This is a genomic window from Rhizobium favelukesii, from assembly GCF_000577275.2.
Taxonomy (GTDB): domain Bacteria; phylum Pseudomonadota; class Alphaproteobacteria; order Rhizobiales; family Rhizobiaceae; genus Rhizobium; species Rhizobium favelukesii.
Window position 1 is genome coordinate 1,023,428 of the sequence record NZ_HG916852.1, and the last position, 12,561, is coordinate 1,035,988.

Here is a 12,561-nt window from a genome sequence, read left to right on the forward strand (position 1 = left end):
CTATTTCAGCCGGCCGGTCTGGCCACGGTCACGCAGATAGTGGTCGGCAAGGGCGCAGGCGACCATCGCCTCGCCGATCGGCACGGCGCGGATGCCGACGCATGGATCGTGCCGCCCCTTGGTGCGAACATCGACATTTTTGCCGTCGGCATCGATCGATTGGCGTTCGGTCAGGATCGATGAGGTCGGCTTGATGGCGAAACGCGCGATGACAGGCTGGCCTGTGGAGATGCCGCCGAGGATGCCGCCGGCCTTGTTCGACAGAAACAACGGCTTACCGTCATTGCCCATGCGCATCTCATCGGCGTTTTCCTCGCCGGTGATCTCGGCGGCTTCGAAGCCGTTGCCGATTTCGACGCCCTTGACGGCGTTGATCGACATCAGCAGCGAGGCGATGTCCTGGTCGAGCTTGCCATAGATCGGTGCACCCAGACCTGCCGGTACGCCTTCGGCCACGACCTCGACAACGGCGCCGATCGAGGAGCCGTTCTTGCGAATGCCGTGGAGATAGTCTTCCCAGACCGGAACGATCTTTGCATCGGGTGCAAAGAACGGATTCTGGTCGACCTGATCCCAATCCCAGTTCTGGCGATTGATCTTGTGCTTGCCGATCTGTACCAGCGCGCCACGTACCTTGACGCCGGGCGCGACAAGACGGGCAATGCCGCCAGCTGCCACACGTGCAGCCGTTTCGCGGGCTGATGAACGGCCGCCGCCGCGGTAGTCGCGGATGCCGTACTTTACATCGTAGGTGTAGTCGGCATGGCCCGGCCGGTACTGCCGCGCGATTTCGCCGTAATCCTTGGAGCGCTGGTCGGTATTCTCTATCATCATCGAGATCGGCGTGCCGGTCGTAATCATCGTCTCGCCGTCGGCATCCAGCATCACGCCGGACAGCACCTTGACCAGATCGGCCTCGCGCCGCTGCGTCACAAAGCGCGACTGGCCGGGTTTTCGCTTGTCGAGCCAGGCCTGAATGTCCTCGAGCTTGAAGCGCAGGCCGGGAGGGCAGCCGTCAACGACGCAGCCGAGCGCCGGTCCGTGGCTCTCGCCCCAGGTGGTTACGCGGAAAAGATGACCGAATGTGTTATGCGACATGTGTTCCGACCGGATCGCGCCACCCGGTCGTCACCGGCAGCGTCGTTCATCTGAAAAATGCGCGACACTCATAGGCCAAAAAGCCGCGGCGACAAAAGCCTTTCTTTGCTCGAAACCGTCAACGAAAGGAAATGGTGTTTCCGCAGATTGTAAACGATGGTTTTCAGGACGCGATGCGCCAGGAACTTTCGATCGCCATAAGCGTGAAGTCCTCGAAGGACAGCGGGCGGGAGAATGCGTAGCCCTGCAGGAGGTCGCAGCCGAGTTCGTTGAGGAGAGTGGCGTGAGCCGTCGTTTCGACGCCTTCTGCTACCGTCTCGACACCGAGCGAGCGGGCGATCTCGATGATCGAGCTGACAAGGGCGCGCTCCTGCGGCGAATTCATGATCGGCTGGACCAACTGCCGGTCGATCTTGAGCCGCTTCGGCTTCAGCTTGAGGAGGCTGACGATCGATGTGTGTCCGGTTCCAAAATCGTCGATCTCGATGTCGATCCCAAGTGCCTTGATCCGCTCGAGGTTATGGGCAGCCACATCCTCGCTTTCGTCGAGAAAGATCGACTCGACCAATTCGAAGGACAGTTCACCGGGCCGAATCTGCAGGCCGCTCAGTGTCTCTGCCAGTGTCTCGTCATGCAGCCGTCGCGCCGAAACGTTGACCGAGATCTTCGGAACGTAGATGCCCTTTGCTGTCCAGCGCATCTTATCCTTCAGCGCGGTGTCGAGAACGATACGGTCAAGGGTTTGGACCACATTGATCTCGTCGGCGATCTTCAGGAATTTGTCCGGGGTCAAAAGTCCCCGGGACGGATGATGCCAGCGAACCAGGGCTTCGATGCCGGTCAGTTTCATCGTGCGCGCTGAGAACTGCGGCTGATACCAGGCGGTAAATTCGCCGTTCTCGATACCCGTGAGGATCTCGTCGGCCAGGCGCTTGTTGTTGATGATGTCAGCCTGGAGGTTGTGGTTGAAGAATTCGTAGCGATTCCGCCCCTGGCTCTTGGCGCGGTAAAGGGCGATGTCGGCGTTGATCAGCACCTTGCGCGCATCGACGCGCACGCCGTTGGCGAGTGCAATGCCGATGGAGACACCGCAACGGCAGGCGAACCCTTCGAAGTCGATCGGCTGGCGCATTTGTTCGATGATCCGGCCGGCAAGCGCGGACATATCGCCATCACTGGCATTGAGGGCCAGGATCACGAACTCGTCGCCGCCGATGCGCGCGACGAGGTCATCGCCGCGCAGATTTCGCGACAACACCTGCGACGCATGGATCAGCATCGCATCGCCGGCGGCGTGGCCGAGCGTGTCGTTGATCTCCTTGAACCTGTCCAGGTCGATGTGGAGGATGGCGAACTTCTGCCGTTCGCTGCAGCCGTCAAGCGTCAGCCTTTCAAGGGCGATGTCAAGTTGGCGGCGGTTGGCGAGAGCCGTTAGCGGGTCGTGCAGCGAGTTGTGTTCGATGCGGTTCTTGGCAATCTCGAGCTCGATGTTCTTGGCGATCGCCTCGTCCTTGGCCGCCTTGAGTTGGGCCGTCATCAGCGCATCTTCGGTGATATCGAAAGCAACGCCGATGATCTTCATGTGACCGCTCGGGGTCTGGTGAACCTTTCCGGTCGAGCGTACGTAACGCATCAAACCGTCCTCGGTCGGAACCCGACAGATCAGGGTATGAGTGTCACCGAGTTGCTTGAAATGACGAGCGCTCTCGAGCGCAAGGTCTCGGTCTTCGGGCAAAATGCAGGACAGCCAGACCGGTTCGGTCATAAAGCCGGCCCTTGGCTTCAGCCCATAAAGCTCGTGCATCCGATCGTCCCAAATGGAACCCTCATCGCCGAGCGTCGCTTCCCAGATGCCGCATTGATACGAGTCGAGTGCCAGGTCGAGCTTGCCGGAGAGCTCGGAAAGTTCGGCCTCGCGCCGTGACAGTTCGTCCAGCGCCATCTCCAGTTCGGCATTCTTGATGTCGCTGACATCCTTTGCCTTGCGCAGGGTCTCGGCCGCTTCCGCGTCGGCGGTGACGTCCCAGACGATGCCGATGGTTTTGTCGTCGCCGGCCGCATCCGTATAGAAGGAGCCGATGGAGCGCAGGTGTCGGACAGTGCCGTCCTCGGCCACGACACGGTATTGTGTTTCATAGGCGGAACCGGCGACGTTGTAATTGAAGAAGTGGACTTCCGCGATATGCCGGTCTTCGGGAACGATCGCAGCAAGCCAGTCTTCCAGCGAATGGCTCCCGTCTTCTGCGGGTTTGCCGTGGAGCGCTGCGGCGCGGGCATCCCAGAACAGCGTATGCCCGTGATCATGCAGCTCCCATATGCCGATGTTCGACGATTCCAATGCCAGATCGAGGCGTTGCGACAGCTTCAGCAGCGCAGCCTCGCGCACCTTGAGCTGCTCGATATTGCGGTTGCGCTCGCCAAGTAGCAGGGTCGCAAAGAAGACCGGAATGATCGTGATGCAGGCGGCGGCCGCGATGATCAGGCGAAGCGTTGACTGGTTGTCGGGAACCGCATTCCAGCCGGTCTTCGGGACTGCCGCGATCTGCCAGCGCCCACCGGCAAAGGCGATCTTTCGCGTTATCGGTTGCTTGTCGTGCAGATCCTGCGCACCGAAGAAGGGCGTGGCCGAGTCCGCCATAGCGAGGTCGCGTACCGAGATCGAGAGGTGATCGAGGTGCGGATACTTCTCCTGATTCTCGCTGTTGCGCGCTGGCTGCAAGCCGGTGTTCTGATAGAACATGTCTGCGTCGATCATAACCTCGACCGCGCCCCAGACCCGGCGTTGCCCATTCTCCTTCACGAAGACAGGAAAGAAGATCGCGAAGGCTTCCGTGCCGTCGGCCGCCGTGATCGGGCCAGAGAAGCGCGCCTGCTGCGTACCGGCGGTGCGCATCACCGACTGACGCGCAGCGAGAACGTCGCGGACATCTTTCCCGATTCGGCCTTTGCCGGCCTGTGGCGGATAGACGGCGCTGACGATGAAATCCGGTGCGACGGCAATAGTCAGGAAGTGGGGGTTCTGGATGAGCAGCCAGTTGATCTGCCGCTCCATCTCATCGGCGTTTACGCTGGAATTGACCGCCACCATGTTGGCGAGGTCGCGAACGACCGTGATGTCCATGTTGATCTGCGCGGTCATCCGCGCGCGTATCAAACTTACTTCGTTTTCTGTCCGCATCGTCAGTTCGCGCAGATGAGCGGCAGTATTGGCGCGGTCTAGTCCGAAGCCGACGACGACGACAACAATAGCAACGAGGCTGGAAACCAGGAAGGCGATACGGGTATTCCTGAAGACGCGCCGCAATGTATTGCTGCCTTTGAGGCGGAATAGCAAAACCCAGTCTCCCATGTTCGTGGACGACTTTAGATAGAAGCGGTTAATTTACGATTGCCCGCAGATGCTCTTTGCCGGGCGTGGAAACGTACTGGAAATGCGATTAACGGACGCATGCGGTTATTGTTAAAATACTATTCACCAATTTGGCGCGATGGGTCATTCTTCAGGGCAAATTTCGCCATATTCGGGAGGTTATCTGTGCGCCGTCGGATTATCGAGTCGCGTTTTCGAGGGAATGCCGCCATGCGCTTCGTAGTAGCTACGCTTTTGGCCACAGCCAGTTTTTTGTCGCCGATCAGCGGATTTGCAGAAAGCGCGGATGTCGAGGCGACGATCAAGAAGGTCGATATGACCAATCTCAGCCTCACGCTGGATGACGGAAAAACCTATCAGGCACCGGAGGAGTTCAATTTCGAGGGGCTGAAAGCGGGCGTGAAGGTTATCGTCTTCTACACTGAGGTCGATGGCAAACGCGTCATCAACGATCTCGACATCGTTCAGTAGGCGGACCTAGATCCAGCCGATCAACCCGTTCTCCCGATCGATCTTCAGGATGCGGTCCTGTGGAATTTCACCTTCGGCAGCCTCTTCCTTGGGCAATGCGGCAATCGTCCTGAAGAGACTGCGTATGACGCCGCCGTGGGTCACGCAAACCGTTGGTTTGTCGACGGAATTCAGCCAGGATGCAACGCGCCAGGACATGATTTCGTAGCTTTCCGCGTCGTCTCCCGGCGGAATGAAATCCCATTTGTTGAGATTGCGCTCGGTGACGCGGTCACGGGCCGTGGCCTTTAATTCCTTGATCGTGAATCCTTCCCAATCGCCAAAGGAAACCTCGACGAGGCGCTCGTCGGTCCGATAATCTTTCGATGCAAGACCCATTGCTTCGCGCATGATCTCCATGGTGGCGCGGGTGCGCGCCAGCGGGCTTGCTACGAAATCGAAGGGGATTGCCTCGACTTGGAGGATTTCTGCTAGATCGGTACCGTTCTGCCACGCTTGCGCTCTGCCGACGGCATTGAGCGGAATGTCCTTCTGCCCCTGCAGGCGACGTTCCGCGTTCCAGTCTGTCTGGCCGTGTCTGACGACGTAGATAAGCAATGATCGGCTCCGTTTAGGGCGCGCAACCCCTCAATCGCTGTCGCGAAGAAAGGGGTCGCGAGCACGACGCAGCAAAGGGAGCGCGATCAGTCCTTTATGACGGAAATGTCCGGCGCGTCTACCGCCTTCATGCCGATGACGTGATAGCCGCTGTCGGCGTGGTGGACTTCGCCGGTGACCGAGCGCGAGAGATCGGAAAGCAGATACAGGCCGACATCGCCGACTTCTTCGATCGTCACGGTGCGACGCAGCGGCGCATTGTATTCGTTCCACTTCAGGATGTAGCGGAAGTCACCGATGCCGGACGCCGCAAGCGTCTTGATCGGCCCGGCGGAAACGGCATTGACGCGAATGTTCTTCGGTCCGAGGTCGACCGCCAGATACTTGACGCTGGCTTCGAGTGCCGCCTTGGCAACGCCCATGACGTTGTAGTTCGGCATAACCTTCTCGGCGCCGTAATAGGTGAGCGTTAGCATCGAGCCGCCGTCCGTCATCAGCTTCTCGGCGCGACGCGCGACCGAGGTGAACGAATAGACGGAGATCTGCATCGTCTTGGCGAAGTTGTCAGCCGAGGTATCGACATAGCGACCGGTCAGTTCGTCCTTGTCGGAAAAGCCGATCGCGTGAACGATGAAGTCAATCCTGCCCCACAGCTTTTCGACGTGGTCGAAGACGGCATCGATGGTCGACTCGTCGCTGACATCGCAATGTCCGGCAAGAACGCCGTTTACCTCGGCAACCAGTGGCTCAACGCGCTTCTTCAGCGCATCGCCTTGGTAGGTAAAGGCGATTTCGCCGCCCTGTGCATGAATAGCCTTGGCAATACCCCACGCAATCGAACGATTGTTGGCAACGCCCATGATGACGCCGCGCTTGCCTGACATGAGGCCTGTTGCCTGAGCCATATTTTGCCCCCTAAGGAATTCTGATCGGTCCTGCCTATGGCATAGGCTGCTAATCGGTTCAAGATTGGCAGCAATCATCAACTGTTAGGGATCGTAACAAAGGGTGCGTATGTCACCAAAATTTCACAGAAACAGCCCGTTCTTCATGATTCGCATCAGATCGGTGACTTTGTCGTCGGGTTTTTCCCACAACATAATACGCAGTTCGACGACAAGATCGCCCCTGCCGCCCTCGGCGTTCGCCAGCCCCTGACCCTGAAGTCGGATCGTCTTGTCGGAGCCTGACCAAGCGGGAATCGTGACGGTGATGGGACCATTGGGGCCTTCGAAGCGCGCCTCGGTTCCCAGTACGGCATTTTCGATTGTTACCGGCAACGCCGTATGCAGATCGAAGCCATTGATCGTAAACCGTTCATCGGTAGCAATGTGGATGCTGACAACGGCATCGCCGCGCTGCATGCCGGCGAGCTTGTGACCCTGGCCCTTCAGACGGACCTGATGACCTTCCGTCGTGCCAGCCGCCAGCGCAAATCCGATGTCCCGGCCTTCACCCAGGTCGATGGAGACCCAGCTGCCCTTGATGACCTCGTCGACGGTGACGGTCTTGGTTACGAATTGGTCCGGCGCTTTTTCCGGCGCGGCAGCGCCGCTGCCGGTAAAGCGGCGAACGAGCGAAGTCAGCAAGCTAAGCGGCTGCATGACCGCAGAGGCCTGAGCGGCTGCGTCCTCAGCAGCCTGCTGTTCAGCCTCGGCCTTGCCGGCATCCGGCTGTTTGTCTGAGGTCGCAGGCTCCGCTTCCGGCCGCTTTGCAGCACCGGCGGTAAAGCCTTGGGCGCGGCCGCCACCGGCCGCAGCGCGTGCCTGCGTGCCGAAGATCCGTTCGATCATTTCTTCGGGCGGCTCGGCCGTGCCCGTCTTCTGCTGCATTGCGACGTCGGCTGCAGCCTTTTGCGCGGCGGCGCGGGCAAGCTCTTCCATCACGCGCTCGGCATTGGCCTGCGCTGCCTTGGCACGCACGGCAGCTTCACGGGCTGCCTGGCGCTGCTGCATGATCGTGCCTTCGTTGGCCTTGGCTTCGGCCATGCGGGCGGCATTGTCGAACAGAACCCGCTTCTTCGGATCTTTGAGCGTTTCATAGGCACGGCCGATTTCGGCAAAGCGGGCGCTCGCCGTCGGGTCACCCTGATTGTGATCAGGGTGAACTGCCTTGGCCATGTTGCGCCAGGCTGCCTTGATTTCGTCCTGCCCCGCGTCTCGCTTGACGCCCAAAATCTTATAAGGATCGCGCATGTTCCAAACCGCCGGTGTTCCGATGCGGTGTGCCTGTCCTCTGCCCTAGCACCCCGAAGCCTCTCATTCGGCGCCCGAGCTCATCCCCAGGAAGAAACCGAGCGCACATGAGGAACGATTGTCGGGAGAAGTTGCTAATCAGTTCTTATTCAGCGCGGCGGACATCTCGCTTTTGCGCCGAATGGTTAGCCTTTTGCTAAACATCAGAAGAGAAGGGGGAGCGCGTGTTAAGCATGCTCCCGGTGTTAATTAGCTTTCCGGCTGGAAACTCATGAGTTGCCAGTTGCCACCGCCGACCAGGCAGGTCTTGCCGTAGAAATTTGCGATGCCGACATAGGAGTGCCGCGTTGTGCGGAACTGGCGGCAAACCTGGCCGGAATCCGTATTCTCGACAATGGTGTCGATGACACCGGCGCTGCCGGTCGAAGCATTGGCCCAGGGAAGGGGGCGCCCCTCCAGCCCCTGGATATCGGCTGAGGTCACGGCGTTGCCGACGGTCATTTCGTCGGAAATCGAGTCACTCGTCGGCGCCGGCTGTGGCACGGTGCCGGTTGCAACCGACCGATCGACCTTCGAGCTGCTGAAGAGATCCAACCCGCTGGAGACGCAACCGGAGAGGGAGAGCACCGCCGTACCGACAATGCAGAAGGTCGCGCTTCGACGCAGCAGACCCTTTGTATGACGATCTGACTTTGCTATGACTTCCACCCTGCGTCCTGTCCAGTAGCTAAAGGCTGGGCAAATTTCGAATAAACCCGGGGCATTTGAGCTAATATGTCGGCAAATGAGTTAATAAGCGGTGACTTCACCGAGCGAAACGAACCGTTCGATCTTTTTGCCGAGTGGCTGAAGGAAGCTGAAGCTTCCGAGATCAATGACCCGAATGCGGTAGCGCTTGCGACGGTCGATGAGGACGGCCTTCCCAATGTCCGCATGGTTCTCCTTAAGGGATTCGATCACGACGGTTTTGTCTTCTACACGAATTTCGAGAGTCAGAAAGGCCAGGAAATTCTCGGGCAGAAGAAAGCGGCCATGTGTTTCCACTGGAAAACGCTGCGCCGGCAGGTTCGGCTGCGCGGGCCTGTGGAAGTCGTAACGGACGAAGAAGCCGATGCTTACTTCAAGACGCGAGCCCGCGGCAGCCGGATCGGTGCCTGGGCATCGAAGCAGTCGCGGCCGCTGGAGAGCCGATTCGCGCTAGAGAAAGCCGTGGCTGAATACACTGCCCGCTATGCAATCGGCGAGATCCCGCGTCCGTCGCATTGGTCAGGCTTCCGGATCCGGCCGGTGTCGATCGAGTTCTGGAAGGATCAGAAGTTCCGTCTTCACGATCGCATCGAGTTCCGTCGAGCCTCGCCCGATGGCGATTGGAAAAAGGTTCGCATGTATCCCTGATCAGGCATAAGCAGGAGTGCTCATGCCCTGTTTGATTCGAACTGGAACGGGATGCCCGAGGCCAGCCCGGAAACGTACCGCACCTTCTGGTAAAGGCCGTTGATCGAGAGCCTTGGCAGATAGGTGATGCTGCCGATCGAGCGCTGGGTGACGACGCCGGGCTGCGTCGTCACGGCAATGTCAAAGCCGACCTCGCGTGCGATCGCGGCTTGCCTCTGCGTTACCGCCTCGCGAGTACCGTAGGGGTAGGCGAAGGAGCCGGGTCGGGCGCCGGTGATCGCTGCGACGTAGTCGCGGGAAGCCTCCATCTCGTCGCGAACCTCCCGGTCTGAGAGGCGCGAGATCGCCCTATGGCTGATTGTATGAGCGCCGAGCGAGACCAGCGGGCTAGCTTCAAGCAAATTGAGTTCCGCCGGTGTCATGACGAGATCATCAACGATTTCGTCCGGATCGATCTCGTGCGTTCGCGCCATCGCGTCGATGGCTGTGACGGCGGCGGTCTCGTCATGTCGATGAAGATGGTTGGCGAAACGCGCGAAGGCGCGTTCCTTGGCGAGTGGAACCGCGACGTCCAGCATCTCATGGCCGTGGCCGAAATCGAAGCCGAGCTTCTCTTCCTTGCGCAAAACCGCCGCCAGCGTCTCCCACCAGATCGTATGCGTGCGCTCGGAAAGACCCCTAGCGACGAAGACGGTGAAGGGCACCTTGTGTTTCTCGAAGATCGGCAGGGCGTAGACAAGATTGTTGCGGTAGCCGTCGTCGAGCGTGAAAGCGGCGAAGGGTTGGCTGGAGCCGGATTGCGAAAGCAGCGCGGGAATCTCGTCAAGCGCCACGAAGCGATAGCCGTCCCTTTTCAGGCGAACGAGGACTAGATCGAGGAATTCCGGCGTGATCTCCAGATGCGCATTCGGCGCGAAGGCGGTCTCTTCGTGTGGGCGGACATGGTGGAGCGTGAAGATGGCGCCAAGTCCGCGGGCACCGCGCATCACGCCGGCTGCACGCAGGAGATTGGCAGTCTCAAGGCTGCCTGCAATCGCAATCCGCTTCGCAAGCGTTTTGACACTCGCCGTCATCTCATCTGCCCACTGGTTTCTGGAGCGGCGAAACTAGCAAATCCGCGGTTAAGTCTTGCTGAATGAAGATTTTCGAGTGTCCTCTTTACGGGATTTTCACTATGAAGGATAAAACTTGACAAAAATGGTACCAGTTGCCGCAAAGTCGCGCCACATTGGCGGCTTCTGTAGCGGAACGGGACAAATCCGAATGGCGCCGGCTATTCGTTCATCGAGGGGAATTGCATGAAGAAGCTGTTGGCCGCGATTATGACCGCGACGCTCGTCGCTATGGCGCCGTTGACGGCGATGGCAGGCAGTGCCTCCCTCATTCTGGATGCCCGAACCGGCAAGGTGCTCAGCGCCGAAAATGCCGACGTCCTGAACCACCCCGCTTCGCTGACGAAGATGATGACCATCTACATGGCTTTCGAGGCGATCAACCGCGGCAAGCTCAGCTGGAACACACCGCTCGTCATGTCGAAATACGCCGCCTCGCGTCCACCGACGAAGCTCGGCGTTCGCGCTGGTGATTCCGTTACGGTTCGCGACGCGATCCTCGGCATGATCACCAAGTCGGCCAACGATGCCGCTGCTGCCATGGCCGAAAAGCTCGGTGGTTCGGAAAGCAATTTTGCTCGCATGATGACGCAGAAGGCACGGCAGCTCGGCATGACCCGTACGGCCTTCTATAATGCGTCCGGCCTCCCGGATGGACGCCAGGTCACCACGGCGCGCGACATGTCCACGCTTGCCGTGGCGCTCATGCGGAATTTCCCAAGCGAGTATCGCCTGTTCTCGACAGCCAGCTTCACTTTCCGTGGGCGCACGATCCGAGGCCACAACAACCTGATGTACCGCTATCAGGGCATGGATGGCATCAAGACCGGTTACACCAACGCGTCCGGCTTCAACCTCGTCAGCGCCGTAAAAGACGGCAACCGCCGCGTCGTCGGTGTCGTGCTTGGCGGCCGCACGGCCCGCAGCCGCGACGCCAAGATGGCGGGTCTGCTCGACAAGTATCTCGGCCGTGCGTCAACCAGCGGCAAACTGGTTGCAAGCGTCAATGCGCGCCAGCAGGTGGAAGTCGCCTCGGCCGCCGATGACAGCGACATGCCGGTCCCCGAAACCACGCCGCGCACAAATGAACTCTCGCCAAAGGCGCTCGGCTATCTGAGCGATGCGACGGTTCCGATGGAGCGCCCGTCCGCTCTTGCCGAAGTAGCCAATGCCGGCAAGTCCGCCGGCGCGCCGTCTGCTTCCGGCGACTGGCAGATTCAGATCTCGGCGGCACCGAGCGATGATGCTGCTCGCGCTCTCCTTGCCCAGGCCAAGGCCGAGGGTGGTCCGGCCCTGAAAACCGCGTCGCCCTTTACCGAGGCTGTCGGCAATGGTGCCAACAAGATCTATCGCGCTCGCTTCGTCGGATTCCAGAGCCGCGAAGCTGCCACGGCAGCCTGCGATGCCCTGAGACAGCGCTCCTACGACTGCATGCTGCTGCCTGACCACGGCTGAACCTTCTGGACTTTCCAGCAGAATCAAGGTCCTCCTTTGTAAACAAAAGGAGAACGCCATGCTGAATGATCTCGCCGAAAAATTCGAGCGCGCTTCGCGCACCTATGCCGATGCCAATGGCATAGCGCGCGACGCCGACTGGTTTCTCCTGAAGCTTCAGGAGGAAATCGGCGAGCTCACCCAAGCCTGGAACCGCGTCAGCGGCAGAGGGCGTCGGAAAGGCAGGTCGGATGAGCAACTGGCGCGCGACCTCGCTGATGAAGCAGCCGATGTGCTCGGCCACATCCTGCTTTTTGCGCATAGAAACGATCTGGATCTCGCAGCGGCGATCAAGCGCAAATGGCTGTTCCAGCCAGAGCGGGGCTAGCTTTCGGCCGTGCCGATCCTGCGCCGGTAGAATTTGGTATCCACGGCCATCAGCGGAAATGATCGCGGAAGATCGCCCTTGGGAACCTCCGTGAATCCGTTCTTTTCGTAGAACCGATGCGCGGCGAGGAATTTGTCCGTCGTTCCAAGGAAGATCTCCTTGATCCCCTGATTTTCTGCGTGTCCCACCAGTTCCGCCAGAAGTCGTGCCGCGACGTTATGCTCGCGACCGCGCACATCAGCCGCGACAAACATCTTGCGCAACGCCGTCTGGTTGTTGCCGATGTCCTTCAGCCCAAGCGTGCCGACAACCTGGCCGTTACGGACGGCGACCCAGAACTGACCCTTTCCGGACTGATAGAAATCAGAAATAACCGCGAGATCCGGCTGGTCGTCGGCCGTGATCGCGATGCCGAATTCCTCGCGCTGGATCGGCAGGATCACCGAGAAAACATCATCGAGATCGGCGGCAACGAACGGTCTGATCTCGATTTCGCTCACC

The 12,561-nt window shown here is 59.6% G+C and carries 12 protein-coding genes; 4 read left to right on the forward strand and 8 right to left on the reverse strand.

Annotated elements, in window-relative coordinates:
• On the reverse strand, positions 1–1,098 hold the full coding sequence (gene aroC / locus LPU83_RS43425) for a chorismate synthase (RefSeq protein ID WP_024314251.1): 1,098 nt from the start codon (positions 1,096–1,098) through the stop codon (positions 1–3).
• 163 nt (positions 1,099–1,261) lie between these two features.
• On the reverse strand, positions 1,262–4,432 hold the full coding sequence (locus LPU83_RS43430) for a bifunctional diguanylate cyclase/phosphodiesterase (protein WP_024314250.1): 3,171 nt from the start codon (positions 4,430–4,432) through the stop codon (positions 1,262–1,264).
• Positions 4,433–4,678: 246 nt separating this feature from the next.
• On the opposite strand from LPU83_RS43430, the gene LPU83_RS43435 reads away from it, so the two are divergent.
• A complete protein-coding gene (locus tag LPU83_RS43435) occupies positions 4,679–4,939 on the forward strand; it encodes a DUF1344 domain-containing protein (RefSeq protein WP_024314249.1) in 261 nt (86 codons plus the stop codon).
• Between the two features lie 6 nt (positions 4,940–4,945).
• On the opposite strand, the gene LPU83_RS43440 is transcribed toward LPU83_RS43435, so the two are convergent.
• The 4 genes from LPU83_RS43440 to LPU83_RS43455 form a co-directional block, all read right to left on the reverse strand.
• Complete coding sequence (locus LPU83_RS43440) at positions 4,946–5,536, reverse strand: histidine phosphatase family protein (protein WP_024314248.1); 591 nt, start codon at positions 5,534–5,536, stop codon at positions 4,946–4,948.
• 86 nt (positions 5,537–5,622) lie between these two features.
• Positions 5,623–6,441: an enoyl-ACP reductase FabI gene (gene fabI / locus LPU83_RS43445; protein WP_024314247.1), complete on the reverse strand. Its 819-nt coding sequence runs from the start codon at positions 6,439–6,441 to the stop codon at positions 5,623–5,625.
• 123 nt (positions 6,442–6,564) lie between these two features.
• Entirely contained in the window at positions 6,565–7,731 is a 1,167-nt protein-coding gene (locus tag LPU83_RS43450) for a J domain-containing protein (protein WP_024314246.1), read from the reverse strand.
• A gap of 249 nt (positions 7,732–7,980) precedes the next feature.
• The gene (locus LPU83_RS43455) at positions 7,981–8,439 is read right to left on the reverse strand and encodes an RT0821/Lpp0805 family surface protein (RefSeq protein ID WP_024314245.1); all 459 of its coding nucleotides are present in this window, start codon (positions 8,437–8,439) and stop codon (positions 7,981–7,983) included.
• A gap of 66 nt (positions 8,440–8,505) precedes the next feature.
• Here LPU83_RS43455 and pdxH point away from each other — a divergent pair, with 66 nt between their 5' ends.
• On the forward strand, positions 8,506–9,126 hold the full coding sequence (gene pdxH / locus LPU83_RS43460; protein WP_024314244.1) for a pyridoxamine 5'-phosphate oxidase: 621 nt from the start codon (positions 8,506–8,508) through the stop codon (positions 9,124–9,126).
• A 20-nt stretch (positions 9,127–9,146) separates the two neighbouring features.
• Here pdxH and LPU83_RS43465 read toward each other — a convergent pair whose 3' ends face one another.
• Positions 9,147–10,199, reverse strand: coding sequence for a polysaccharide deacetylase family protein (locus LPU83_RS43465; protein WP_024314243.1), 1,053 nt, complete (start codon positions 10,197–10,199; stop codon positions 9,147–9,149).
• Between the two features lie 225 nt (positions 10,200–10,424).
• On the opposite strand from LPU83_RS43465, the gene LPU83_RS43470 reads away from it, so the two are divergent.
• Positions 10,425–11,693: a D-alanyl-D-alanine carboxypeptidase family protein gene (locus LPU83_RS43470; RefSeq protein WP_024314242.1), complete on the forward strand. Its 1,269-nt coding sequence runs from the start codon at positions 10,425–10,427 to the stop codon at positions 11,691–11,693.
• Between the two features lie 58 nt (positions 11,694–11,751).
• Positions 11,752–12,060 carry a nucleoside triphosphate pyrophosphohydrolase family protein gene (locus tag LPU83_RS43475; protein ID WP_024314241.1) on the forward strand — a complete coding sequence of 103 codons (309 nt, stop codon included), beginning with the start codon at positions 11,752–11,754 and terminating at the stop codon, positions 12,058–12,060.
• Here the strand turns inward: LPU83_RS43475 and LPU83_RS43480 are convergent.
• On the reverse strand, positions 12,057–12,560 hold the full coding sequence (locus LPU83_RS43480) for a GNAT family N-acetyltransferase (protein WP_024314240.1): 504 nt from the start codon (positions 12,558–12,560) through the stop codon (positions 12,057–12,059). The two genes, LPU83_RS43475 and LPU83_RS43480, sit on opposite strands and share 4 nt — an antisense overlap.
• Position 12,561 lies beyond the last annotated feature (1 nt).